At 65.6% G+C, this 25,394-nt stretch carries 22 protein-coding genes; 9 read left to right on the top strand and 13 right to left on the bottom strand.

Features of this window, described 5'->3' with window-relative positions; genetic code table 11:
* Positions 1 to 323: 323 nt before the first annotated feature.
* The 3 genes from AC4LGL_RS30765 (at position 324) to AC4LGL_RS30755 (ending at position 3,770) form a co-directional block, all read left to right on the top strand.
* Complete coding sequence (locus AC4LGL_RS30765) at positions 324 to 2,180, top strand: Hsp70 family protein (RefSeq protein ID WP_491842060.1); 1,857 nt, start codon at positions 324 to 326, stop codon at positions 2,178 to 2,180.
* Between the two features lie 183 nt (positions 2,181 to 2,363).
* Positions 2,364 to 2,813 (top strand): cupin domain-containing protein, encoded by a 450-nt coding sequence (locus tag AC4LGL_RS30760; protein WP_491842059.1) that lies wholly within the window; start codon positions 2,364 to 2,366, stop codon positions 2,811 to 2,813.
* Between the two features lie 87 nt (positions 2,814 to 2,900).
* A complete protein-coding gene (locus AC4LGL_RS30755) occupies positions 2,901 to 3,770 on the top strand; it encodes a glycoside hydrolase family 16 protein (protein ID WP_491842197.1) in 870 nt (289 codons plus the stop codon).
* 115 nt (positions 3,771 to 3,885) lie between these two features.
* Here the strand turns inward: AC4LGL_RS30755 and AC4LGL_RS30750 are convergent, their stop codons facing one another.
* The 4 genes from AC4LGL_RS30750 to AC4LGL_RS30735 are packed head-to-tail and all read right to left on the bottom strand — an operon-like array spanning position 3,886 to position 8,262.
* The gene (locus AC4LGL_RS30750) at positions 3,886 to 4,899 is read right to left on the bottom strand and encodes a zinc-binding dehydrogenase (protein ID WP_491842058.1); all 1,014 of its coding nucleotides are present in this window, start codon (positions 4,897 to 4,899) and stop codon (positions 3,886 to 3,888) included.
* Positions 4,875 to 6,470 (bottom strand): phosphonate ABC transporter, permease protein PhnE, encoded by a 1,596-nt coding sequence (phnE, locus tag AC4LGL_RS30745; protein ID WP_491842057.1) that lies wholly within the window; start codon positions 6,468 to 6,470, stop codon positions 4,875 to 4,877. The genes AC4LGL_RS30750 and phnE overlap by 25 nt, the downstream gene beginning before the upstream one ends.
* On the bottom strand, positions 6,467 to 7,279 hold the full coding sequence (gene phnC, locus AC4LGL_RS30740) for a phosphonate ABC transporter ATP-binding protein (RefSeq protein ID WP_491842056.1): 813 nt from the start codon (positions 7,277 to 7,279) through the stop codon (positions 6,467 to 6,469). The genes phnE and phnC overlap by 4 nt, the downstream gene beginning before the upstream one ends.
* Positions 7,280 to 7,284: 5 nt before the next feature.
* Positions 7,285 to 8,262 carry a phosphate/phosphite/phosphonate ABC transporter substrate-binding protein gene (locus AC4LGL_RS30735; protein ID WP_491842055.1) on the bottom strand — a complete coding sequence of 326 codons (978 nt, stop codon included), beginning with the start codon at positions 8,260 to 8,262 and terminating at the stop codon, positions 7,285 to 7,287.
* Positions 8,263 to 8,439: 177 nt separating this feature from the next.
* On the opposite strand from AC4LGL_RS30735, the gene AC4LGL_RS30730 reads away from it, so the two are divergent.
* Positions 8,440 to 9,156 (top strand): GntR family transcriptional regulator, encoded by a 717-nt coding sequence (locus AC4LGL_RS30730; protein ID WP_463790444.1) that lies wholly within the window; start codon positions 8,440 to 8,442, stop codon positions 9,154 to 9,156.
* A 15-nt stretch (positions 9,157 to 9,171) separates the two neighbouring features.
* Here AC4LGL_RS30730 and AC4LGL_RS30725 read toward each other — a convergent pair whose 3' ends face one another.
* Together AC4LGL_RS30725 and AC4LGL_RS30720 are read right to left on the bottom strand one after the other, a co-directional pair.
* Positions 9,172 to 10,032 (bottom strand): AraC family transcriptional regulator, encoded by an 861-nt coding sequence (locus AC4LGL_RS30725; RefSeq protein ID WP_491842054.1) that lies wholly within the window; start codon positions 10,030 to 10,032, stop codon positions 9,172 to 9,174.
* 413 nt (positions 10,033 to 10,445) lie between these two features.
* Complete coding sequence (locus AC4LGL_RS30720) at positions 10,446 to 11,756, bottom strand: hypothetical protein (RefSeq protein ID WP_491842053.1); 1,311 nt, start codon at positions 11,754 to 11,756, stop codon at positions 10,446 to 10,448.
* 186 nt (positions 11,757 to 11,942) lie between these two features.
* Here AC4LGL_RS30720 and AC4LGL_RS30715 point away from each other — a divergent pair, with 186 nt between their 5' ends.
* The gene (locus tag AC4LGL_RS30715) at positions 11,943 to 12,797 is read left to right on the top strand and encodes a helix-turn-helix domain-containing protein (protein ID WP_491842052.1); all 855 of its coding nucleotides are present in this window, start codon (positions 11,943 to 11,945) and stop codon (positions 12,795 to 12,797) included.
* Between the two features lie 50 nt (positions 12,798 to 12,847).
* Here the strand turns inward: AC4LGL_RS30715 and AC4LGL_RS30710 are convergent, their stop codons facing one another.
* On the bottom strand, positions 12,848 to 14,002 hold the full coding sequence (locus AC4LGL_RS30710) for a hypothetical protein (RefSeq protein WP_491842051.1): 1,155 nt from the start codon (positions 14,000 to 14,002) through the stop codon (positions 12,848 to 12,850).
* A gap of 131 nt (positions 14,003 to 14,133) precedes the next feature.
* A complete protein-coding gene (locus tag AC4LGL_RS30705; protein ID WP_491842050.1) occupies positions 14,134 to 14,961 on the bottom strand; it encodes a helix-turn-helix transcriptional regulator in 828 nt (275 codons plus the stop codon).
* A gap of 306 nt (positions 14,962 to 15,267) precedes the next feature.
* Here AC4LGL_RS30705 and AC4LGL_RS30700 point away from each other — a divergent pair, with 306 nt between their 5' ends.
* The 3 genes from AC4LGL_RS30700 to AC4LGL_RS30690 are packed head-to-tail and all read left to right on the top strand — an operon-like array spanning position 15,268 to position 18,763.
* Entirely contained in the window at positions 15,268 to 15,942 is a 675-nt protein-coding gene (locus AC4LGL_RS30700; RefSeq protein WP_491842049.1) for a VldE C-terminal domain-containing protein, read from the top strand.
* Between the two features lie 57 nt (positions 15,943 to 15,999).
* Positions 16,000 to 16,914 carry a hypothetical protein gene (locus tag AC4LGL_RS30695; RefSeq protein ID WP_491842196.1) on the top strand — a complete coding sequence of 305 codons (915 nt, stop codon included), beginning with the start codon at positions 16,000 to 16,002 and terminating at the stop codon, positions 16,912 to 16,914.
* 25 nt (positions 16,915 to 16,939) lie between these two features.
* Positions 16,940 to 18,763, top strand: a complete 1,824-nt coding sequence (locus AC4LGL_RS30690; RefSeq protein ID WP_491842048.1) for an ABC transporter ATP-binding protein — start codon at positions 16,940 to 16,942, stop codon at positions 18,761 to 18,763.
* Here the strand turns inward: AC4LGL_RS30690 and AC4LGL_RS30685 are convergent.
* From AC4LGL_RS30685 to AC4LGL_RS30675, 3 genes are all read right to left on the bottom strand, one after another.
* Entirely contained in the window at positions 18,760 to 19,383 is a 624-nt protein-coding gene (locus AC4LGL_RS30685; RefSeq protein ID WP_491842047.1) for a maleylpyruvate isomerase family mycothiol-dependent enzyme, read from the bottom strand. The genes AC4LGL_RS30690 and AC4LGL_RS30685 overlap by 4 nt on opposite strands.
* A gap of 101 nt (positions 19,384 to 19,484) precedes the next feature.
* Positions 19,485 to 22,004, bottom strand: a complete 2,520-nt coding sequence (locus AC4LGL_RS30680; protein WP_491842046.1) for an arylsulfatase — start codon at positions 22,002 to 22,004, stop codon at positions 19,485 to 19,487.
* Positions 22,005 to 22,116: 112 nt separating this feature from the next.
* On the bottom strand, positions 22,117 to 22,602 hold the full coding sequence (locus AC4LGL_RS30675) for a MarR family winged helix-turn-helix transcriptional regulator (protein WP_491842045.1): 486 nt from the start codon (positions 22,600 to 22,602) through the stop codon (positions 22,117 to 22,119).
* A gap of 142 nt (positions 22,603 to 22,744) precedes the next feature.
* Between AC4LGL_RS30675 and AC4LGL_RS30670 the strand changes: the two genes are divergently transcribed.
* On the top strand, positions 22,745 to 23,533 hold the full coding sequence (locus AC4LGL_RS30670; RefSeq protein WP_491842044.1) for a rhomboid-like protein: 789 nt from the start codon (positions 22,745 to 22,747) through the stop codon (positions 23,531 to 23,533).
* 51 nt (positions 23,534 to 23,584) lie between these two features.
* On the opposite strand, the gene AC4LGL_RS30665 is transcribed toward AC4LGL_RS30670, so the two are convergent.
* Together AC4LGL_RS30665 and AC4LGL_RS30660 are read right to left on the bottom strand one after the other, a co-directional pair.
* The gene (locus AC4LGL_RS30665) at positions 23,585 to 24,232 is read right to left on the bottom strand and encodes a TetR/AcrR family transcriptional regulator (RefSeq protein ID WP_491842043.1); all 648 of its coding nucleotides are present in this window, start codon (positions 24,230 to 24,232) and stop codon (positions 23,585 to 23,587) included.
* 44 nt (positions 24,233 to 24,276) lie between these two features.
* Entirely contained in the window at positions 24,277 to 25,377 is a 1,101-nt protein-coding gene (locus AC4LGL_RS30660) for a TIGR03857 family LLM class F420-dependent oxidoreductase (protein WP_491842042.1), read from the bottom strand.
* Positions 25,378 to 25,394: the final 17 nt, after the last annotated feature.

Raw genomic sequence — 25,394 nt, 5'->3', positions numbered from 1 at the left:
CAGCTTTGGGTGTGGGGGTTGGAAAGCCCGGTCGATTCCTCAGTCGGGTGCAATACCCGCCCGGGCCGCTGTGGCGAGTGTGCAGGCTTTCGCGACGGGCGCTCGACGTCCGGCCCGAGAAGCTGCACGCTCGTCACAGCCGCCTGGAGAATTGTTGCCAGGTAGCCCGCCTGGCCGCCATCTGCAGTAACCATCAATGTTCCTGTGTGTCACGTGAGCGTTGCTGACGAAGTCAAAACCGCACCGGCGGAACGGGCTTCGCCGGGTCGCTGCGGAGTGTCGAGGGGCCCCGGGGCTGCAGTGCGGCTATCGTGGCGTGCGTTATGAGCGGCCCGTTGGGGTTGTCGATCGGGACCACCAACTTGGTTGCGGCGCGTGTCGGCAATCAACCTGTCAGCCGGCGTTCGGTGTTGACCTTGTCGACCGACCGGACGCCGCAGGTCGGCGTGCCCGAATCCGGTCCCGGTGTCACGCTCGGCGGATTCGTCGAACGGGTTGGCGACCCGGTTCCGCTGGTGGCGCCCGACGGCGCGTCCTATCCCGCCGACACTCTGTTGGTGGAGGCCCTCGATGCCATGGTCGAGCTGGTCGGCGGGCCTTCCGACCAGCTCGCGATCGCGGTGCCCGCGCACTGGGGTGCGCCCACCTTGCGGGCTCTGCGCAACGCGCTGCGGCACAACCCCAGCCTGTCGCGTGACGGTCGGCCCGCCCGGCTCGTTCCCGATGCCGTCGCCTCGCTGGCGGCGCTACGCGCCAACCCGGGCCTGCCGTCCAACGGCGTGGTGGCCCTGCTGGATTTCGGCGGCGGCGGCACCAGCATCACGCTGGCTGACGCCGCGGCGGCCTTCGAGCCGATCGACGAGACCACCCGCTATCCCGATTTCTCGGGCGACCAGATCGATCAGGCGCTGCTGACCCATGTGCTCGACGGTGTCGCCCAGGCCGGCGGTATCGATCCGGCCGGCACCGCGGCGGTCGGCTCCCTGGCCCGATTGCGCGAAGAGTGCCGTCAGGCCAAGGAACGTCTGTCGGCGGAGACCGCCACCGACCTGGTGGTCGACCTGCCCGGATATTCGGCCACGGTGCGGGTGACCCGCACCGAACTCGAGGGGCTGATGCAGGCGCCGCTCGCCGGTGCGTTGGATGCGCTGGAAAAGGCGTTGGAGCGCAACGGGATCAGCTGGCCGGCGGTGTCGGCAGTGGTGACCATCGGTGGTGGCGCCAGTATTCCGCTTGTCACCCAACAGCTTTCACAACACTCGCAGGCGCAGGTGGTGACTACTCCGCAACCGGCACTGGATGCCGCGATCGGTGCGGCGTTGTCCGCCGCCTACTCCGCAGACGCCGAGGCGCAGACGGGCGTGGCTCCTACCCTTGGCGTGGCCGCGGTGCCACCGCTGGCCGAAATGCCTGCCGGTGCAGGGGGTTCTGAGGCATCGTCGACGTTCCGGGCGCTGGCGTGGTCCGAAGACGACGCGGGCGACGACGTGGTGCCCTATACCGGCCCGGACCTGGTGGAGTCCTACGGCAGCGAGACCGCGGCGCGCCCGGCGGTGCAGTACGTTGCGCCGACGGGTCCCATCGAGCAGCCGCGTGGCGGGTGGGAGCGGTTGCCGCTGACGGTTTTCGCGGTGGCCGCGGCGCTGGTCCTGGTCGCCATCGGTGGTGTGACGTATGCGTTGACCAGTGCGACGGGTACCGCGCCGAGTTCGGAGGTCAAGCCACCCGAGCCCAAGCCGTTGCCTCCGCAGGAGGTGGCACCGAGTCCGGTCGCACCCCCGCCGCCGGTCGAGCCCCCACCGGCTCCCGAGCCCGTCACCCAGGCACCCGCGCCGCCGCCGGTCACCGTCACTCAGGCGCCTCCGCCCCCGCCTCCGCCCGTGACGGAGACGCACGTCGTCACGCAGACGACGACGCCTCCGCCGGTCACGACCACCACGACAACGACGACGACAACCACGACGCCGCCGACCACCACCACTACGACGACGCCGACCACGACCACCACGACGACGAACCCGATGACGACGACGTATGTCACCGTGCCGTTCGTCCCGGTGCCCATTCCGATCCAGGTGCCGAACCGTGGCGAGACGCAGCAACCCCAATACCCCTATCAGCCACAGCCGCAGTACCCCTACCAGCAGCAGCCGCAGAATCCGTTCCAGCCCTATCCCTGATGGTGTTGCTGGGCCGAAAAGTATTGTGCGCATTGTCAATACATTGAACTGACGGCGGCGCAACGTTCCGTGCCATGCGCGCGGGAAGGGGCGGCCTCGGGCGACGACTGACGGCTGGGTGGGGCAATACCCTGCCGGCCGCGTGGTTCGGCTGTACCTTCTCGGTCAAAACCGGGAGGAAAGATGAAGCGCATTCATGCCGTCGCCGTGGGCGCCACCGCCGTCATCGCCGCAGGGGTCTCGGTCGGTCCGGCCGCCGCAACTCCGGCCGAGGGAGACGTCGTGCGCACCGATCTCGGCAAAGGCACCACCACTGCGCCGATCTGGGTGTTCACCGCGGGCCAGCCCACCACGCTGCATGTGCACGGCCTGGAGCTCAAACCCGGGGCCGGCAGCGGTTGGCACACCCATCCCGGACCGGAGCAGTCGGTGATCAACGAGGGTGCCGTGGTGGTACAGACCGCGGTCGACTGTGTGCCTGCGGAGTACACCGCGGGCCAGGCGGTCGTCATTCCCGCCGGGGTGCCCCACCGGGTGAACAACGAAGGCGCCGTCGACGCCGATGTCGTCGTCACCTACACGCTGCCCGCCGACGCTCCGGTGCGGAACGACGCGCCCGCCCAATGCCTCTAGCTGGGGAAACGGGCTTGCGACCACGAAACTTTGGGCAGGGGGCGAATATCTCGGTAAGAGTTCGGTTAAGGTTCTGCTGTGCCTGAGATGGATCGTCGCAGTGTGATGTTCATGATGGGTCTGGGGGTGGCAGCGGCAGCGCTGCCGGCCGGGACGGCCAACGCCGACCCAGCCGCACCTGGTCCCGCCGCGCCCGGAGCGCCCACCCCACCGGCTGCTACCGCGGCGTCACCGACGTTCCTGTTCCAGGACGAGTTCAACGGTCCGGCCGGGTCCCCGCCCGATCCGGCGTGGTGGCATCTGGTGCCCGAGCGCGAGACCATCAAGAACCCGGTCGAGTGGGACAAGCCGTTCAACATGGGCCGCTACGTCACCGACACGGACCACGCCTTCCAGGACGGCAAGGGCAACCTGGTGATCCGCGCGACGCGCGGCCCGGGCACCACCGTCCAGGAGAAGTACGCCAGCGCCAAGGTCGTCGGAAACTGGCGCGGTGGCATCGGCACCACGTGGGAGGCCCGGGTCAAGCTCAACTGCCTGACCGACGGCGCCTGGCCCGCGTTCTGGCTCCTCAACGACGATCCCGTCCGCGGCGGCGAGGTCGACCTGGTCGAGTGGTACGGCAACCGGGACTGGCCGTCGGGCTCCACGGTGCACGCCCGGCTGGACGGCGAGTCCTTCGCCACCGACCCGCACCCCATCGACAGCGGGTGGCACACCTGGCGGATGTCATGGACGCCGCAGGGCATGTACTTCTGGAAGGACTATGCCCCGGGCATGGACCCCTTCTTCGAGGTCCCGGCAAACTCGTTGGAAGACTGGCCTTTCAATGACCCGGGCTACACCCTGGTGCCGGTGTTCAACATCGCCGTCGGCGGCTCCGGTGGTCGCGATCCGAGCGGTGGCAGCTACCCGGCCGAGATGCTGGTCGACTGGATCCGCGTCTTCCAGGGCTGAGTTTTCTTCTCGATCCTCCGCCCGCTATACCTTGCTTTGTCACGCTGGAGTGGCTCTCGGACACGAGGGCCACTCCAGCGTGACATTGGGCGCTGCAAGGCGACCCGGACCGCGTCTAAGGGCAGACTGCCGTCCGGAGCTTGCCGGGCGGGGGCGGACGCAGGGCCGATGCGATCTGCTTGAGCGGAACCGGCGCGACGACGAGCGCGTCCCACGGATGACACTTGCGGGTGCGGTCGAGGAAATCCACGGCCCGGTGCAGGTGCCGAGGCTCATAGTTGTGCACACCGGTGATGGTCAGCCATTGCCGCACAACAGCTTCCGGATCCACCGTCAGCGGCGGTCCGGGGGTGACCGATCCGGCCAGCACCAGGGTGCCGCCGATGTCGAGGCGCGCCAACGCATCTGCCACGGCTGCCGAAGAACCCGTGTAGTCGATCGCGACATCGACCGGCCCACCATCGGAGGAGCGGCCACCGAACTGTGCCGCCAACGCCAGGCGGTCGGCGTTGCGGTCGACCACCTGCACATCGGTACCGGCGTCTGCACAGGCCGCGACTGCGGTCAGCCCGAGCATGCCCGCCCCGCCGATCAGCACCCGACGGCCGGTCAGTTCGCCTGCCGCTTCCAGAGTGGCCATCACCGTCGCGGTCGCGCAGGCCGCAGGTGCGGCGACGGCATCGGAAAGCGTGTCGGGGACGACGGCGATGGTGGTGCCGCGCGGCAGGACCACATGTACGGCATAGGAACCCGACAGGGCCCAGTCGCCGTCGAATGGCTCATGGCCGACCTTGCGCACCGACAGACATTTGGCGCTCAGACCCGACCGGCACCGCGGGCACTCACCACAGGCCACCGTCACCGACCAGATAACGCGTTGGCCCACCGCGACTTCCGTGCCCGAGCCGGTGGCGACGACGTCACCGACGGCCTCATGGCCGAGAACCGACGGGCAGGCCGCGGGACGCCGGCCTGTGACGGTGTGCAGGTCGCTGCCGCACACGGTGGCCAGTCGCACCCGGACCAGGACCTCACCGGCGCCGAGCGCGGGAACCGGCACCGTCCGTACGTCGACGTCGGCGCCGGTCCACACGGCGGCCATCGTCACACGAGGCGGGATCGGATCCATCCGGACAACCTTTCGATGGCGTAGACGATGACGAAGATGACGAGGACGATCGCGCCGGCGACGTCGAAGTTCAGTGTGCGGATCGACTCGAACAGCAGGTAGCCGACGCCGCCCGCACCGACGATGCCCAGGATGGTCGAGGTCCGCACATTCACGTCGAACAGGTAGAGGCTCGATCCGACCATGGCCGGCATGGCTTGCGGAATCACGGCGGAGAACAAGGTCTTCCACCAACCGCCGCCGACGGATCGCACCGCCTCCAGCGGCCCTGGGTCGATCTCCTCGACCGCATCGGCGACCAGTTTGGCCAGGAACCCGATCGAGCCGATGGCCAGTGCGCAGGTACCGGCGATGGGCCCGAGCCCCAGTGCGGCGACGAACACCACGGCCAGGATGAGTTCGGGTACCGCCCGCACCAGCAGGATCCAGGCCCGGGCCAGCCAGTAGACCGCCGGGTGGGGTGTGACGTTGCGGGCCGCCAGGATGCCGACCGGGATCGACAACACCACGCCGATGGCAGTGGACACCACCCCGATGGCGACGGTTTGTCCTGCAGCCGCGAACAACTCACCGCCCAGCGCCGAGAAGTTGGGCGGGATCATCCGGGTGAACACCTCGGCGGCCGGGCCCACCCAGGTGATCAGGGACAGCGGATTGATCTTCAGCACCATGAGGGCCGCGAGACAGGTTGCGACCAGCGCACCGCCGAAGAAGAACCGGGCGGCGCGCTCGCGTGCCGGGTTGGACTGCGCGGAATCCAGGAGCATCCGCCGGATCAGGATGGACAGCAGCTCCATCGCGGCGATGATCGCCAGGATGACACAGGCGATGCCGAGGGCCCGCGGATAGATCAAGCCCCGCAAGGCATCCTGCAGGGCGAAGCCAATGCCGCCCGCGCCGACGAAGCCGAGTACCACCGACATGCGCAGGTTGATGTCGATGCGGTAGATGAAGGTGGCGATCCAGGACGGGATGACCTGGGGAACGACAGCGTTGAGCATCTCGCGGAAATAGCCGACGCCGGTGCTGCGCACCGCCTCGCGTGGGCCGGGGTCGGTCTGCTCGATCGCATCGGCGAACACCTTGCCGAGCATGCCGATGGAATGGATGGCCAGCGCGAGAATGCCGGGCAGCACGCCGATTCCCAGCGCGCGGACCAACAGCACCGCGAACAACAGGTCCGGCATGGCGCGGCAGAACGTGATGATCCCCCGGGCCACCGCCTGTACGGCCGGGTGAGGCGTGGTGTTGCGGGCGGCCAGGAAGGCCAGGGGCACAGAGGCGATCGCGGCGAGCACCGTTCCCAGCACGGCCATCAGCAGGGTTTCGACCGCGAGGCCGCCGATGCGTCCCGGATCATCGAGCCGGGGCGGGATCATGCGCTGCAGCAACGCGATCACTTCGTCGAACCCGTTCAGCAGCGTCGCGGGGGCGAAGTCGATCGACCAGGCCGCGACGAGGGTGGCCAGTACCGCGGAGACACCGACCAGGTGCAGGAGGTTCGGTAGCGGCCGGCGCTGGGGCGTCCGGGGCGCGGACGGGGTCGGGCGTTCGGTCAGGTCGGTACTCACGACGGCCGGGCCGCCGACCGGGCTGCGGGGTCGACGCGTTGGTAGATCTCCATGACGTCGTCGCGGGTCATGCCGACGGCGGGCCGGTCGAGGATCTTCTGGCCATTGCGCAGGCCGACCAGTCGGTGGGCCCAGCCCAGGGCCAGGTCCACCTGGTGCAGCGTGCACACCACGGTCAGCTTCTCCTCGATGCACACCCGGAACAGCAGATCCATGACCACACCGGCGTTTTCGGGATCCAGTGAGGCGACGGGCTCGTCGGCCAGCAGCAGGCCCGGCTTCTGCATCAGGGTGCGGGCGATGGCGACTCGTTGCTGTTGGCCGCCGGAGAGAGTGTCGGCGCGGCGGTCGGCGTAGTCGGCCAGACCGACGCGGTCCAAGTAGGTCAGGGCTTCGACGCGCATCGTCTTGGGGTAGGTCAGGGCGCCGTAACGGGTGAGCCGCAGCTGTCCGAGACCGCCGATCAGGACGTTCTCCAGGCAGCTCAGCCGCCCGACCAGATTGAAATGCTGAAAGACGAACCCCACGTTGCGGCGCAGTGCGCGCAACTGTTTGGCCGAGGCGGTGTCGACGTGGGTGCCGCCGACCTCGACACTGCCGGAGCTGACCGGGTGCAGTCCGTTGAGGCAGCGCAGCAGGGTGGACTTGCCCGACCCGGAAAGTCCGAGCAGCACCAGCATCTCGCTGCGCCGGACGTCGAGGCTGACCTGGTCCAGGGCCAGGGTGTCACCGAAGCGTTTGGTGACGTCGCGGGCGATGACGACAAGATCGTCGCCCGCGACGGAATGGTGGGGTCCGTCGGCGCTCATGGATCTCAGCCCTTGCACTTCTCGGAGCCGGTGACGTCGCAGACGTGGCGCACGCCGCTGTAATCAGAGTCCTCGACGGGGACGAATCCCCAGGCGCGTTCGTCGGTGATCCGGCAGGCGTCGCCCTGGCAGAAGCCTTCGGCCTCGAGGTTGGGCACGTTGACCTTGTCAGCGAAGAGGGTCTTGAGCTTGCCGATCGCCTCGCTACCAAGGGAATCGTTGGCGGCGAACACCGACCCGGCGATCATCTCCGACTTCCAGACCGTCTTGAGCTGACCGGGTTTGAGGTCGCCTTTGGCGATCATGGTCTTGTCCACCATGGTGTCGAAGGCGAAGCCCGCGTCACAGTCACCGTTGGCGATCGCCAGCGCCGAGGAGTCATGGCCACCTGCGAAGATCGGGGACATCGCTCCGGAGAGATCGCCCTCGGAACCGGATTTGATCACCCCGGCCTCGATCAGGCCGGCAGTGGGGTACAGGAAGCCGGACGTCGAGCTCGGGTCCACGAAGCAGACCTTCTTACCGGCAAAATCCTTGAGGCCGTTCACGTTCGCTTCGTCGGCACGGGCCAGGCCGTAGGACTGGTAGCCGGGCTTGGCGCCTTGCTCCTGGATGACGGCGCCAACCGGGGTGACCTTCGCGCCGTTGACGCCGGCCACCACGTAGGCGAACGGGCCGAAGAAGGCGAGGTCGACGTTGTTGGCGATGATGCCCTCGACCACCCCGGCGTAATCGGAGGCCTGGACGAACTCGACCTTGGAGCCGGTCTCCTTCTCCAGCAGTTTGATCAGCGGCTGGTAGCTGGCCTTGAGGTCGGTGGAGTTCTCGGCCGGGATCGCGGCCAGGGTGAGGGTTTCGGGGAAGCCCTGAGCGGTCTTGGCGTCGGAGTTCTCGGAGCTCGAACAGCCGGACAGGACGAGGGCGGCGCTGGCGGTTGCCACGGCAGCGATGCGGGCTGAGGTGCGGGCGGTGCGGAACTTCATGGCGCGCGGGACCTTTCGGGCGGGGGACGTTTGACGGGCAGTGCGCGAGCGGGGGTGCGCAACTGCCCTGCCCCACACCCTGTGGGTTGGTCTATACCAGCGGGTGCATCCAAGTTGGCGAGGAGGTTAACAACACGGCAAGTCTTGGTCTATACCAAGACTTGCTACTGTGGGCAGGTGTCCGCGAGTGCAGAACCGAGGGTTCTCAAGCACCAGGTTGTCCGTGCGCAACTGGAGCGACTGCTCGACGACCTGGAGGTCGGAGACCCGTTTCCGGCAGAGCGGGAGATCGCGGAACGGTTCGACGTAGCCCGCGAGACAGTCCGGCAGGCGTTGCGAGAGTTGTTGCTGGCCGGTCGGATTGAACGACGTGGTCGCACCACCATCGTCGCGCGGCCCAAGATCCTGCAACCCCTGTCCATGGGGTCCTACACCGAGGCTGCCAAGGAACAGGGCCGCAGCGGTGGGCGCATCCTGGTGGGCTGGAGCGATCTGAGCGCCGACGACATCCTGGCCGGCCAGCTCGCGATCGACGTCGGAGGACCCATCCTGCAGCTCGAGCGAGTCCTGACCACCGACGGCATCCGGGTTGGGCTGGAGACTACCAAGCTGCCCGCCGCCCGCTACCCGGGCCTGCGGGAAACCTTCGACTACCGCGACTCGCTCTACGCCGAGATCCGCAGCCGCGGGGTGCATTTCGCGCGCACGGTCGACACTATCGAGACGGCGCTGCCAGACTCACGCGAATCGGCCCTGCTCACCGTCGACACCCGGACGCCGATGTTCCTGCTCAACCGGGTGTCCTACGACCAGCACGGAATCCCGATCGAACAGCGGCGTTCCTTGTATCGGGGTGACCGGATGACCTTTACCGCGGTGATGACCGCGCCGTAGCGGAGCGCTGTGTGCTCAACAGCGGTCGCGGTAGGCACGGGGTGATACCCCTACACGGCGTCGGAAGGCACTGGAGAAGTGGCTCGGCCGAGAAAATCCGACGAGTGCACTGATTTCGGCAATCGTCCGCGAGGTATATCGGAGTAGATGCTTGGCGCGTTCGAATCGGAGATCCAGCAGATACTGGTACGGGGTGGTGTGGAAGGCGGCCCGGAACGCGGTGATGAATACCGCCACGGGCATGTTGGCTTGCCCCGCAAGGGTTTCGAGTGTGATTGCCGAATCGATGCTGTCCTCGAGAAACTCGATGACCTTCGAGCGAGTGGTCGCGTCCAGGGTGTCGGGCCTACGCTCGGCCGGGGGCGGTGGGTTCTCTGCACAGGTCCTGGAGATCACCAACCGTAGGGTTTCGCCCACCGAGTCGGTGAGAAGCCGGGTGCCAGGGACGTCACGATCGGCGACGGCGTAGATGCGCTCCACCATTTCATGGATCAGCGGATTGCGGTGTTTGATACGGGGAACCAGCGTCGGAGCCTCGAGCAGGACATCGGGGATGGCGATCTCGCAGGTGTCGACGGTATCGCCTTCGACCAGGGCCGCGCACTCGTCGCCGACCGGCACCACCCAGATGTCGCCGGCCTTGGGAAGTACTCGGCCCGAGGGGCCCCAATCCAAGTCGGTCTCCATGGAGCGCACTTTCCCGGCGCGGTGCACGAACAGCAGGTGGTGATTCTCGTCGAGACAGCACCATTCGGTCGTGGAGTGGATCTCCTCGGTCGCGAACCTGACGGACATGCCACCGGTGGCGACGCGCGTCTCGCTCAATACGAGGCGTCGGGACTGAGGTCGGTCGTCGTTCCACGGCTTCGTTGCCACGCGTGAACTTCCTGAGTTATCAACGGCTACGTCAATCTTGCCAACAGGGTATCGATCCGGGCCAATGTTGCGGGCTATTTCGATTCAAAAAAATTGGGTGAATGTCTGCAGCAACGCCTTGCCCTCCTGGCTGGGTTGCGGCGTACTCCGTGGCGAAGTCGGTTGGGACACCATTGGCCCTGGCCCCCCTGGCGGGATAGCTCAGTGAATGTTGAATGCAAATGATTGTCGACATTGGATCGCTCGAACCGGCGCGGTGCCGTGGTCAGCGATGTGGGCGTTCGATCGTTATCACGAGCTGATGCGCCCATATGTAATTCAGTCACAGCAGCTTTCGTCGGGCGGAGCCGCCGGCCCGATTGCGACCTGGCCGAGATCGAGTGATGATCTCGGCCAGGTCCCGTGCGCCGGTGTTACCTGGCGTCCCCCGAACTGCCGGAACCGGCGTCGCTCTTGCTCGAATTGTCCGCCTTGGCTTGTTTGGCGGGTTTGGTGAGTGCCTTCTTCAGTCCTTCGCCGATCTTGTTGGCAGTGGACGAGATTCCGTCACGGACATCGGAGGCCAACTTGCCCGCAGGTTTGTTGGTGGTGGCGCTGCCCTTCCCGGGAACCGCAACGAGGCTCTCCCGAACTAGGCGAATCGATGGCTCTTTGGCGGGTGCAGGCGTGACGGCTTCTGTCGCGGTTGACCCATTCGCGGTCGCAGGGGCGTCGGCTGCCAGTGAATCGGCCTCTGGTGCAACAGGATCTGCTGTTGGTGCCGCGTCAGTTTTCGGCGCCGAGGCTGCCGGTCCCGCCGCCAGGGTTACCGAGGTTGCGGCGGCAGCATCCGGAACAGTGGGCAGTTCGGCCGGCTGCAAATTGAAGGTAATCGACGGCTTAGGCTTCCCGATTGCCTCAGCTGCGGTTTCCAGCCACTTCACGGCGTACTTGACTGGGCCATATTCGCCGAGCAGCCCACTCTGACCGTATGGGCCGTACCCATTCAGCACGGCGCCCGCAAGCACGGCAGGAGCATTGAGCGCGATGCTTGCTGCGGTCTCGACGTCGCCCACCTCAATCGCATCGACGAGTCCTTGTGCAGTGTCCGATAGCGCCGCTTGGACAGCGCCCCCTGTGCCGAAGGCGAAGTTCTGACCGGCGGAGACAATGAGGTTCGGTATCGTCGCGACGAACTTCTGGAGGTGCGTCATCGTCGTGTTCACGATGTTAAAAGCGCCGAGCAGAGGAAATCCGATGCTCGCGGCCGGCAAGTACCAGAGCGCTTGGTAGATGCTTCCGATGGCGCTCCCGACGTCGCCTGCCGCAACCTGGTCGACAGCTTTCTGCAGCCAGCCGACTGAACCGTACGGATTGCTGGGATCGAGCAGGCCCTCGATGTTGGTGGCCACCTGCTGACCGATACCAGCCAGCGCGGTTGCGTTCGCCATCTGATTGGCGATCACCTGGCGCAGGATCGGCGCTGGATTATTGATAATGACCTGGCCGCGCACTTCGAGGTTGGTTATTGTCGCCGCCAGTACCGAGGCCCACGTGTCCAGCGGGTTTGTGAATGCTGAGAGTTCGACCGCTGCCTGCGATGACAGCGCAGGCGGGTGGATTGCCGGGGGTGGGGCGAGAGGCGTGGCCGCGATGACGCTGGCGCCGACGAGGGCGATCCCCGCAGTCGCATACGGCCGTAGAGCGAGGTTCAACTCGGTCTCCTTCGGTTCAGATGAGGGCATCAGCTATCACTGACCGGCCGAAAATACGGACTGGACTGCGGACGCGCATTCACATTCTTTTTGGCTTTCGAAATATTCCGACCGGCGCCGTTGAGATGTGGCTACTCCGGCCAAATCGTCGATCTGGGGCGGGCAGCGGGCGTACCCTGACGCCGTTCGTGATGGTGCTGCCTGGGGGTTGCTCGGATGGGTATGAAGCCATGGGATGGGGACCGGCCGCTGACCCCGCGCGTTGTGTTGGAGCAGAAGGATGTCGCGGCGCGTGGCTTGGCATTCACCTTCGGCACTGAGCAGATATCCGAGCCGACAGATTGGTGCAGCTTCAGCGACACGCATCATCTGGTGTACGTATACCGCGGTGGTGCAATGCATTCGATGCAGACCGCCCTCGATTGGGGGTCGTCCGGGCAAACGCTGCCGACGGCGGGGGATGTCTGGTGGAAACCCGCCGGCATCCCATGCGCGGCCTTGGTCCAGGGAGGCATCGCAGGATACTGCGAGATCGCATTGCCGCGCCGGATCATCGGCGACACCGCGCTGCTTCCCCGGATAAAATACCGGGATCCGCTGATGCACCACTTGGTCGAGGAGATCTACAGCGTCGCGGACCGCGACGACGCGATCGCTCGGTTGCTCACCGACTCTGTGGCCGAGACCATGGCGCTGCTGATCAGGGACAAGTATGCCGAGGCTCCGCCGGCGGAGCGCGAACTCCGGACCCTGGATACCGCGACTCGCGCGATGCTTGTCGAGTTCCTCAACGACAGCCTGGATTCCGAGATCCACCTGGACGCGCTGGCGCGGCTGACCGGGATGCCGGTCCAGGGATTCATCGGTGCTTTCCGTCGCGCCTTCCACACCACGCCCTACCAATTCCTGTTGGATCTGCGGATCGATCGGGCCAAGACGCTGCTGCTGACCACCTCGAAGACGATCGCGGAAATCGGCTCGTCAGTGGGGTTTTCGACGCCGAGCCATTTCGCTACGGCATTCCGGCGGCGGGTGGGAGTCTCACCCAGCGGTTACCGTCAGCGTTCGTGAGTGCCTGAGCGAGCGTCCCCGCCCGAGGCCGGGCGGGGACGGGGCGTCTACTACCTGGCATCCCCCGAACTGTCGCCCGATGCGCCTGCCGGCTTCTTGGCCGGCTTGCCAAGGGCTGACTTGATCCCTTCGCCAATCTTGTTGGCAGTAGCCGAGACTTGTTCGCTCACGCTTGAGGCAATCTTGTGGGCCTGGGCGTTCCTCAACGTTTTCAGGCCGGGTTTCCCTGGCGCCGCGACGAGACTGTCTCGAACAAGAGGCTTCGTCTCGGGCGTCGCCTCTGTCGCTGACGTCGCGTCGGGGGTCGAAACGACCTCAGTCGCCGCCTTGGTTTCCTGCTCCGCCTGCGGTGTTTCGACCGACGGTGCCTCGACTGGCACTGTTTGCGCGGCCGGCAGTGACTTTGCAAGATCGGGAACCAGTTTCGCGGTCCGGAACTCTTCCTCCGGGTCTGGCGGCGGCGGGTTCAGGATGTCGCGGAAATTCTGACGTGTGTCGTCGAGGGAGAACCTCCACAAGTCGGCAACACCGAGGGCCGCGGTTGCGATGTTCGCGGCACCATGCTGGATGACGTTGACGATTTCGCCGGGATCACCCGTTGGCACTGCCTTCACGAGTTTGTCCAGGGTGCCTGTCACCGCGCCGATGACGCTGTACACCGACAGCAGCTGTCCGGGGCCGAGGGACCAGGCACCCATGATTGCGGCGTTGGTCAGATCCCTCGCGACATCGAACTGGGTCTTCACGAAGTTCTGGATGTTCATCAGCTGCATGAACGTGGTCATGAACGGTCCCATGGCGATGGGCATGAACGCCCCGACCGCTCCGGTGAAATCGCCTGCCGCCAATTTCTGCGCGTAGGTGGTCAATGCCCCTGGGAGCCCGGCCACCAGCCCGGCATAGGACTGACCGAGGGTACTGGCAATATCGCCAAGCGTTTTGCCGTCCGCGGCGAGCTTGCCGGCCAGCCCGACAATGATGGGGAACGGGTCGTCGATCTCGGCCTGGATCGCATTCTGAATTACGGTGCTCGCCTTGGTGAATACCGGGGAGAACACCTCGATGGGGTTATCGATCGCCGCACTGAGTTGTATCGAGTGGGATTGCATCTCGGGCGGGGGCGCGGCCACCGGGGTGACTGCGATGACGCCGGCGCCGACCAAGGCGACACCGGCCGTCATATATGGCCGTAGAGCGAGGTTCAAGAAGGTCTCCTTCGCAACAGCGGGATGCCAGCTACTGCTGACCGCGCGAAGGTATCTGGAAAGTCGCCGAACAACATTCGCATTCTTTTCGACGTTTGAATTGTTGACGCGGCGAGGGTGGCTCCCCTTGATCAGCGAGGGGCGCGATAGTTGCGGGGTGACATGCCGACCCGGCGGCGGAAGGCTGTGGCGAAATGATTGGGCGTCGAGAAGCCCACCATTGCGCTGATCTCGGTGACAGTCCGAGTGGTATGTAGCAGCAGCGATTTCGCGCGTTCGATCCGTCGATCAAGCAGGTACTGGTAGGGCGTGGTGTGGAATGCGGCCCGGAATGCCTTGATGAAGCCGCCGACTGACATCTTCGCTTGCTGCGCAAGCATTTCGAGAGTGATCTCCGAGTCCATGCCGTCCTCGAGAAACTCGATGATCTTCGAGCGGGTGGCGGCATCCAGGGTGTCGGGCCTCCGCTCAACCCGGCGCGGTGGATCCGCCGTGTACATGTCGGTGAGCAACAGCCTCAAGGTTTCGCTCACGGAGTCGGTGAGCAGCCGTGCGAGCGCATCGCCGCGATCGGCAACTTCGTAGATGCGCTCCACCATCTGATGGATCAGCGGGTCGCGGTGCTTCACGCGCGGAATCAACGTCGTCTCGCCGAGCAGCTGATCGGGGATGGCGATCTCGCAGTACGCCGCTGTGTCGCCTACGACCAGTGACGCGCACTTGTCGCCGGCGGGCACCACCCAGATATCGCCCACGCTGGGCAGTGCCCGGCCCGACGGGCCCCAATCGAGATCTGTCTCCATCGAGCGCAGCTGTCCGGCTCGGTGGACGTAGACCAGGTGCCGGGCGTCGTCGTAACAGCACCAATCGGTCGTCGCGTGAATCTGCTCGGTGGCGTACCGGATGGACAAGCCGCGGGTCGCGACGGCCCGCTCACCGAGCACGACACGTCGGGTCATGGGCCGATCGCCGGTCCACGGCTTCATCGCCACATGCGTCCCTCCTGCGCGCTGTCGGCTGCGTCAATCCGGCTCGGAGCGTAGCGATGCGGAGATGAGCGGGTGGGTGTTTTCGCCTTGAAGTACCGATCGGAGCGCGGTACGTGCCAACCAAAGTTGTCTTAGAAACCTCTTAATTCCGTGACCAATTTGTGACTAATGACCTGCGAAAACACGCCGAGCAAATGCTTGACACGTTTCTGAGGAAACTCGTAGATCCGGGGAGCGGTTGCTGCGTTGTCACAGAACGACCCGTATGGTGCCCGTGTGGGCCGACATGCATTAGCCAGCCCCCGCCAGCGCAAACTTCCGGCGGTAGCGGCTGCGATCGTTGCGCCGGTCGCTGCGTTCTTCGCCGCCGGCGGCGATGCCCACCCCTATCCCGTCGAGCACGTGGCCGAGCCCGCCGCGGCCTCTGAAGCTGCGCCGTGCTGCATGGAGATCGTGGCCGCATCGGCCGCGTCCGCGTCGGCTCCCTCGGTACAGACTCTCTCGTTGAGCGCGGCGCAGGCACAGCCGGCCACCGCCTCGCGCTGGCGCGTCCTCAACATTCCCCAGCTGTTACCCGTCGGCATCGCACCCGAGCGTGGCCTGCAGGTCAAAACCATCCTGGCCGCCCGCAGCGTCCACGCCGATTTCCCTCAGATCCACGAGATCGGCGGCGTCCGTCCGGACGCGCTGCGCTGGCATCCCAACGGCCTGGCGCTCGACGTGATGATCCCCAATCCGAGCAGTTCTGAAGGCATTGCGCTCGGCAACCGGATCGTCGCCTATGCCCTGAAGAACGCCGATCGGTTCGCGCTGCAGGATGCGATCTGGCGCGGCACCTATTACACGCCCGACGGCGGTGCGAAAGCCGGCGGCTACGGGCATTACGACCACGTTCACCTCACCACCAAGGGCGGCGGGTACCCGACCGGCGGCGAGCAGTACCTGCGCTGAGCGTGTCGGCCGATCACCGGTGCGCACGACGTTTAGATTCGCGTCGTGGCGCGCAGAATGTCGTTCCGCCGGGCGCGGTCGGTGATGAGCGCCGAGATCGGCGCGATCCGCCGCAGCGACCCCGACCTCGACGCGGGTGATATCGCCGGCTTCACCCTGCCGATCCTGGTGCGTGCCCTGGGCGTGGTGGCCATCGGTGTGGTGCCACTCCTGGTGGTCCGCAACGGGGAAACCGCGAATGAGCAACTGGTCCCCGTCATCGGCTCACTGGCCCTGGTGATCATCTGCGTGGCCGTGGTGGCCTGGCTGATCTCGATCATCATCTCCGGGTTGGTGGTGATGATCCTCTACCGGACCCGGCCGGCGTCGTCCTCGCGCCTGGTGATGCGCATCCTGACCGACTCCTTCATGCGCATCGACGACTCCACCTCGGCGCTGATGCTGCTGGCCCTGCTGGCCGGCCTGCTGTCGTTGGCGTTCGGTCTGCCGACCCGGACCGCGGACGAACTGGCCAATTCGGTGCTCGACGACCTGCTGGCGGCGCAGATCGGTGTGCTGTTGGTGGCGTTGGGTTTTGCGTTCATCGCCGAGTCGATCCGCTCGGCCGCAGACATCGTCGATGACCAGTCCCTGCTGCTGGCCTGGCCGTGGGCACTGATCATCGCCTCGCTCAGCTGGGTGCTGTCCACCGTTGCAGGCCCATTCGAGGCCACCCGGATGCTGACCATCCTGTTGCACGAATGGCTGCCCGCCGAGGTCGACGGACAACCCAGCGCGCAGGTGATCGCCGAACTGGTTCCGCCCTCAGCGCGCTGGTGGGTGGCGTTCGGCCCACTGCCGATCATCGCCGCGATCTGGGCCTACGAGGCGTACCGGCGCGGCGGGTTCCTCGCGATCCGCAGGTTCTTCGAGGACGACCAAGCACCCGTTCCGTCGGACGGTCCGCGCGACAGCAACGACCCGGCAGGTTAGCCTTCGCGGGACAGAGGGGGTGCGCGTGGCCGACGTGGCATCGTCGCTGTATCTGGTGCGGCGCAGTCTGAGCATGCTGCGGTCGGTGCGGGGCGTGCTGACACTACTGTTGGTGATCGGGGTGATCGCCTCGGCGCTGCCCTATGTCACCGTGGCGGCCTTCGGGCCGATGGTCCAGGTCATCTCGGAGGCCGGCAACAGCGGAAACCTCAGCGGGGTATGGGATCTGAGCGGACCGCTGGTCGCCCGTCAGGACGGCCTGCTGCACGCGCTGGCCGGACCGGTGCCGTTCGCGGTGCTGCTCGTGGTCTGGGCGGCCTCCCTGGTGCTGACCCAGCTCATGTACTTCGTCAACGCCTGGATCGGAGCGAGGGTCGAACGGGTCCTGCTGGTCGACATCCGCCAGCGTGTCCACGACCACCTACAGTCGCTGTCCCTGGACTTCTTCCTGACTTCGCGCAGCGGCGAGCTGATGCACCGGGTGATGACGGAATCCGCTGGTGTGCAGCGACTTCTGACCGACTGCCTGTTGCCCCCGTTGATCGACGCGGTGGTGCTCGTGGTGGTGATCAGCTACCTGTTGGCCATCTCGTGGCAGATGACCGTGGCCGCGCTGGTGCTGACACCCCTGGCTCTGCTCACCCTCAAATTCGCCGGCCGCCACGTGCAGGAGGTGATGAGGCGGGTGATGAACGCCGAGCGGGCGATGGCCGCCGAGGTCGAGCAGACGATCAGCGGGATCGCCGAGATTCAGACGTTCAACGCGCAACCAGTCCGCAGCAAGCGGTTTCATGCCGTGTCAGAGGAGGCCGCCAAGGGATCGGCGGCCTCGGTGGTCTGGATGCAGGCCACCGTCAATGGCTCGCAGATCTTCGTCGCCCTCAGCACCGTCGTCGTGCTGCTGGTCGGTGTCGGGCTCAGCGGGCACTTCGGGCTGACGTTCGCCGGGCTGCTGGTGTTCGCGGGTGTGGTTCCGGCGATGTTCGGTGCCGCGCAACGAGTCCTGGGCGCCTACACCACCTACCAGTCGTTGGCTCCGAACGTGATGTCCACCTACGAGCTGCTCGACACCAAGCCTTCGGTGCGCGAAGCCGAGGACGCGGTGGCGCTCGGCGAGGTGCACGGCAACCTGGTATTCGAGGACGTGACCTTCGGCTATGTCGCCGGCGAGAACGTACTGGACGGGTTGTCGTTCACGGTCGCTGAGGGCGAGACGGTGGGACTGGTCGGCGGAATCGGGTCAGGAAAGTCGACGGTCTTCAACCTGCTCCTGAGATTCCGCGACCCGCAGCGTGGGCGGATCCTATTGGACGGCAAGGATATTTCGACTGTCACGCTTGTCTCACTGCGCGACCAGGTGTCCAAACTCGCCCAGTTCCCGTTCTTCACCAAGGACACCATCCGGGAGAACATCCGGTTGGCCCGCCCACAGGCCACCGACGCCGAGATCGAAGAGGCCTGCACCGAGGCCCATATCCATGCGGTCATCGAGACCAAGATGCACGACGGCTACGACACCGTGGTCGATGTCCAGATCCCTTCCGGTGGGCAGAAACGCCTGATCGCCCTCGCGCGCTGTCTGCTGCGCCGTCCCGAGGTGCTGCTGCTCGACGAGCCGACCGAGAATCTCGACGCCGATGAGCGGGCCCGCATGATCGGGGTGATCCGCGGCTATGCCAGCGAGCGCACCTGCCTGGTGATCAGCCACGATCTGGATTTCATTGCCGCGGTAGCCGACCGGATCCTGGTACTCGAGGACGGGTGCATCTCACAGAGCGGCGACCATCGAGAGTTGATGGCCCAGGACGGCCTGTACAAGCGGCTGCACGAGGTGCAGAACGGGAGCTAGTCGGTTGGGGTCTCGTCGTCGGCCTCGGGTTCTGCGTCGGGCACGTCGCGTCGTCGCGCGAACATCAGCACCATGTCTCGGATCGGCACCTCGCGCCGGCCGCCCCATTCCGGGCCGACGGCGTAGTCGGCATCGGTGGCGACGAACCGGTAGCCCGGTAGGTCCCGTTGCGGGGCGAACGGAAACTTCATGTGCCACAGGCGGTCTGCGACGGCGACGGCGGCGTCTGGGGGCATCGGCCGGTCGATCCCGAGCGGGATGCAGATATCTTGCGTGTGAATCAGGATGTCCAGCAGCGGATCGACCTCTTTGGTCAGCGGCGGGCGTTTACGCGACCCGGCCATGGCGCGCAGTCGTGCAGTGATAGCGGCCGGGTCGGATGGGTCCTCCAGCGCCGCCCGGCGGACCATCGCGTCGAACCGGAAGCCCGACTTGAGCGCCGCCGGCAACATCTCGCCGATGCTCGCGTGGGACTGCGTGATGTGGATGGCCACCTCGCGCACCGTCCAACCCGCGCACAGTGACTGGGTGGCCCACTGTTGCGGTTCGAGAGTGTCGAGGAGATCAGCGAGGTGTCCGCGCTGTTCATCGACATTGCGCCAGATCGTGTCGGAGTCCATGGCCGCTCCTATCGTCAGGGTTCTCTGAACAAACTAGTCGGGCCTGCAAACAGCACTCTGGCCCAGCACCGGGTGCTGGGCCAGAGTGTCGGCTCCGTGGATCAGTCGGTCGCGAACGCGGCCTGCGCCTCCCTGTTGAGGTCGAGGTATTTCTCCTCGCTCACGTCGACCGCGACGCCCTTGATGGTGCCGCCGGTGAACCGTCCCGGGTTCTGGTACAGATCGGACACGTTGTCGCCACTGTCGAATCCGACGCAGAGCCCGTCACCGGCGAGGGTGAACTTGCCGGTCTGGGCCCGCATCGGTCCCTTCGCGGCCTCTTTGCCGTCTACGTAAAGGATTGTGGTTCCCAGGGATTCACCATGTTCGCCCTTCTTCTCCCAGACGAACTCCATGCCCAGTGCATGCTTGCCTTCCGGCAGCGGACCGGAGACGAACACCTGCTCGGGTTTGATACCGAGGAAGTTGTAGACGTAATGCAGTTTGTTGTCCTTGATGAACAAGGAGTGCCCGCCGAAGCGGGAACCGTGCGCGAACAGCACGCCCTGGGCATCCTTGGTCATATCCACGTCGGCGATGATCTTGTAGGACCGGCCACGGATGTTGACCGCCACGCCCTCGGGCACCGGCGCGGTGTCCGGGTAGTAGAGGTAGCGGGTGCGAGGCGGTTCGAACTGGGGCCGTTGAATGGTGATCAGGTCGACGGCGGTGCGGTCGTCGAGGGGCAGGACGTAGTTGTTCTTGGCCTCCTCGTTCCACACGTCGATGAGCTCCTTGAGCTTGTCCGGATTCTGATCGGCGACGTTCTTGGCCTCGGAGCGATCCTCGTCGACGTGGAAGAGCTCCCACTTGTCCTGATCGAAATGGCCCTTACCGCTGATGGGTGCGTGCAGTGCCGAGGCCTTCCAGCCGTCCTGCCAGATACCGCGGGTACCCAGCATCGCGTAGTACTGCCGCTTCTTCGTGGTGGGGGCATCGGCGCCGTCGAAGCTGTACCGCATCGACACCCCGTTGACCGGGTACTGCTTGATGCCGCGGTACTCCTCGGGCATCTCGATCCCCGCGACGTCGAGGATCGTCGGGACGACATCGGTGGCGTGGTGGTACTGGTGACGCACCTCGCCCCTGGCCTTGATGCCCTTGGGCCAGTGGATCACCATCGGATCGCAGGTGCCGCCCGAGAACTGCGAGTACCGCTTGAACATCTGGAACGGTGTGGAGAATGCCACCGCCCAGCCCGTCGGGTAGTGGTTGTAGGTGTCGGGGGTGCCGAGCTTGTCGAGCATCTTCATGTTCTCGGCGAGGTCATCGGGGTAGCCGTTGAAGAACTTGTTCTCGTTGACCGACCCGTTCGGCGAACCCTCACCGGACGCGCCGTTGTCGGCGCAGTAGAAGATGACGGTGTTGTCCAGCTGCCCCGTCTGCTCCAGGTAGTCGACGACCCGGCCGACCTGGGCATCGGTGTACTCGGAGAAACCGGCGAACACCTCGGCCATCCGGCTGAACAACTTCTTCTCGTCGGGATTGAGTGAATCCCACGGCCGCACCGCATCGGCCTCCGAAGCCACGTCGGCCGGCAACGGGTTGATGGGGGTCAGCTCGGTGCCCTTGGGCATGATGCCCTTGTCGATCATCCGGCCCAGTACCCACTCCCGGTAGGCCTCGTAGCCATCGTCGAACTTGCCCTTGTACTTCGCGGAGTACTCCTCGGGGCTGTGATGCGGAGCGTGGTTCGCGCCGGGGCAGAACCACATATACCAAGGCTTGGACGGGTTACTGGAGCGCTGGTCACGCAGCATCCGAATAGCTTGATCCGCAAGGTCTTTCGACAGGTGGTAGCCCTGTTCAGGGGGGTACGGCTGATCGATGAACCGATTGTCCTCGGACAGGTCGGGATACCACTGGTTGGTTTCACCGCCGAGGAACCCGTAGAACCGGTCGAAGCCCTTCTGCAGCGGCCATTCCGATTTGCTACCGCCGCTGGAGACGTCCTCTTCGGGCACGTTGTGGTCTTTGCCCACCCAGAAGGTGCTGTAACCGTTGTCCTGCAGCACCTGCCCGACCGTCGCGCACTGCGCGGGCAGTCGTGCCGCCGCGCCTGGGAAGCCGTCGGAACCCTCGGTGATGGTCGCGAACCGGTTGACGTGGTGATTACGGCCGGTCAACATGCAGGACCGGGTGGGCGAACACAGCGCCGTGGTGTGCCACTGCGAATAGGTGAGCCCGTTGTCTGCCAGCTTCTGCAACGTCGGCATGTTGATCCGGCCGCCGTACGGCGACCACGAGGCCATACCGGTGTCGTCGAAGAGCACCACCAGGACGTTGGGTGCGCCCTCCGGGGCATGCTTGAGTTCGAAGGGTTTCCAATCCGGCTTTGAGTCACGAACATCCAGTTCGATCTTGCCGTCGAAGCCTTCGTTGATGCCCGTTCCGTAGTCGGGAGGGCCGGCTTTGGTACTGGCGCCCGGCTTTCCAGAGTTGTCATCGCATCCGGCGACGAACGCTCCGGCAGCGGCTACTCCGACTCCGGTGGCAGCGATGCCCCCCAGCATCGAACGTCTCGACAGTTTGCCGCGCTTATTGTCCTCGGACTGGGCCATGTCATCGGTATTCGATTCCATGTCCGCTGACACTATGCCCGATTGAACAGATTGTCCGGATAACTGACGGCACGAGTTGCTAACAGTTGATTTGCATTGTGGGCCAAGAGATCACCCATTATGGGTGATATTCCTACAGTGGAATCGGACGATTCAAATCGTCGGCGTCATCGTCGGCGAGTAGCTCATGGAAACTGCGCAATGCCGATGCGCAGGCCGCCCGCTCGGCTGGATCGAGCCGATCGAGTACCTTGCTGAGTTCCCGCCGGCGGCGGGTGTTCACCTGCCGGACCAGTTTGCGGCCACGGTCGGTCAGCGACAGTGTGACGACACTGCGGTTGCTCGGGTCGGAGCCGCGCGTCAGATGGCCGGAGGCATCCAGCCGGTCGGCCAACCGCGTCACCGTCGACCCGACGACCCCGAGCGCCTGCGCGCACTCCGTCGATGTCGACTTCCCGCGCGCCTGGAGCACGAGCAGTAGTCGGCACTGCGGCAGTGAGATCTCCAGTTGGTCGACGCTGCGCAGCGCCACGCCTACCAGATCTCGGGTTGCGACTTCGAATGCCGATAGTTCATCGACCGGAGTTCGGGTCATCTCGTGCTGCGGCGCGCTGCCCATCCAGGGAGTATCCCATGTGAAGGGGCCTGGTGGTTGTGAGTCTGCTGTGGAGGCCTGATGTTCTGGCCTATACATTCAATGCATTCCGGTCGGTTCATCATGAATCGATCAAAATTATTGCGCGCCTTGTTAATTCGTAAACATGAATCGGCTCACGATTGTGGTCGCTTTTGGGTTTCGGGCGCCGGGCGAGGTGCTGCCACGGGGCGCCGCCCATCCAGGACTGCATAATCTCGGCGCACGCCCAGGTTTGGCGCACATACTGAATGTCGTGCGCCCGAGGGCATGGCCGGCGGCGGTGTGGAGATATGTTCGCAGCGCCCCGCTGACCTATGCCTGGCTGGCCGCGCTGCTGGTCACCACGATTATTCAGCACCAAATGCACGGGCGTGAGCTTCATGCTCTGTTGGTCGAGAGATCGACCAATATTCACCACCTGGGCACGGATCCGCTCTACGTGTTGGTCACCAGCCTGTTGTGGATCGACGGCCGCTATTGGACGCCCTACCTGGTGCTGTTTAGCCTGATACTTGCCCCGGCAGAGCGCTGGCTCGGCCAGATCCGTTGGTTGACAGTCGGTTTGATCGCACACGTGCTGGCAACCTACATCAGCGAAGGTCTGCTATTCCTGGCGATCCACGACCACGTCGCACCCGAACGGCTCGTCCATGTCCGCGACGTCGGGGTTAGTTACTTTCTCGCCGGGGTAGGGGCGGTGTTGGCCTACCGCATGCCGCGCCCGTGGCGCTGGGTGTACCTCGGCGCGGCGTTTGTGTACTTCGGCGCCGCGCTGGTCAGCAATATCAACTTCACCGCGATCGGACATATGGCGGCGCTGCTGATCGGGCTGTGCTGTTATCCGCTCACGCGGAGGGGTGCTCGGGCGGGGCGGGGGCCTGCGTCGGCGCCGGTTTCTACCGCAGGGTCGTAGTCGCCGCCGGTCAACAGCCCGGGTGTGGAAAACCGTGCCGGGGTGGGCGCATCAAGACCGCTGTTGGGTCAACAAAGCCACGATCGCGTCGGCCAATGTCACGCGGGCGATCTCCAGGTCCGAGGTAAAGCCGATCTGGCGCTCGTTGCTCAGTCCCCGGATCGCAGCGGGCAACAGGCACCGAACCCGGTACAGTTGGTTCGGGTCGAGATCGAGTCCGTCCATCAGGTAGTCGAACCCTTGAATCCAGTCGAGTTCGCGCGCCGCGAAAGCTGCTGCCGTCAAGGGATACTCGGCGGCGATATCAGAACGGCGTGCGGGCAGTGAGGTGCGCAATGCTGTGAGTGCCCGACCTTCGGTGGTGTCCAGGTATGTCCAGACCGAGTCGATGGCTGCTGTCACCCGCTCGCGCAAGGTGCCGGTGCGCGCCGGCCTGTCTGCATTGGGTGACCAACTGCGGGAATGGATTTCGGTGATCACCGCTACCCACAGCCCGTCCAGGTCGCCGAACTGATGCTGCACCGTGCCCCAGGTGACGCCCGCGTCTTTGGCGATGCGATTGGCCGACACCGGCTCGCCGCCGCTGTCGGCCAGGCAGTGGATGGCGACGTCGAGTAGGCGTGCCCGGGTTTCCAGGCCGCGCTTGTTCAGCCGGGTGCCTGCGGCCGACTGGATGGCCGCAGACGGGACCGCCGCCACCCACTGCTCCCGGGCGCGGGTGGCCTGCGGGGATTCGTGGGAGTTCAGGCGAACCGCCCGGGGTTCGCCGCGACTGCGCGCCGTAGCGTCGGCCGGTTGTCCCGGTAGGCCTGCACGACGGGCGCGAGTTCGTGCGGACTCGCGCCATGCATGATGACCGAGTGAGTGCCCAGGTCATACTGCCGGGCAATGGTTTTCGCGCAGTCCTGCGGCGATCCCTTGGCCACCGAGTCCAGCCAGTCGGCGGGAATCAGGTCGGCGATCCGCTGCAGCGTCTCGAACGAGGCAGTGGCGTCGATCGGCCCCGCGGCGGCCGCTTCGGCGAACAGTTCGGTCTGCTTGATCCGCTCCCACGCCGCGGGATCCCAGCCGTTGGCCGATACCAACACGTCCGCGTACGCCTGCAGGTACGTGGCGAGCCGCCCGACCCCGCGGCGCATCTGATCCTCCGGCGACAACGCGTCGGGGACGGTGGCAAGGCACGCCCAGATGCGGACGCTGTCAGGGTCCCGGCCGGCGCGTTCCGCACCCCGGCGCACCGCCTCGACGGATGACGTCGTCGCCTCGTCGGAGAAAAAAGTGTGGAGCACAACGAAATCGGCGATCTCGCCGGCGAGCTCCATCGTCTTGGGGCCGACGGCCACCAGGCCGATCGGAGGTCCGTCGGGCAGGCCGCTGGCGTGGCGCAGGAACGGCCACTTCCCGGCCGGGCCGTCGTGATCCAGGATCATCTCGCCGGCCCAGAGCCGGCGCAGGATGCCGAAGAAGTCGCGCAGCCTGGCCTCGGTCACCACCGGCAGACCGATCGCCTGCCAGTACGCCGCCATTCCCCGGCCGAACGCCATGGCGAAGCGGCCCTCGGTGAGGGCGTGCATCGTCGAGCCGATCGTCGCGGTGACCGTGGGATGGCGCGTGTGGTAATTCGTCGACGGCGCGATGCCCAGCGTGGTGCTGGCGCCCGCGACCGCTCCCGAGAGGACCGCCGGGTCCTTCACCGTGAAGCGTTCACCTATGTGGCAGGAGCCGAGGCCAAGCGCATCCGCGGTCCGGGCTTCGGGCAGGACCACCCGGACATCCGCGGGGTGGCGGGTCACGGCGTAGTAGCCGAGCTCGTTGAGCTGGTCTTCGGGCTGGTTCGTGCTCAATGACGTGCCTTTCGTTC

The organism is Mycolicibacterium arcueilense, assembly GCF_058536225.1.
This window is presented reverse-complemented; position numbering and strand designations above follow the sequence as displayed.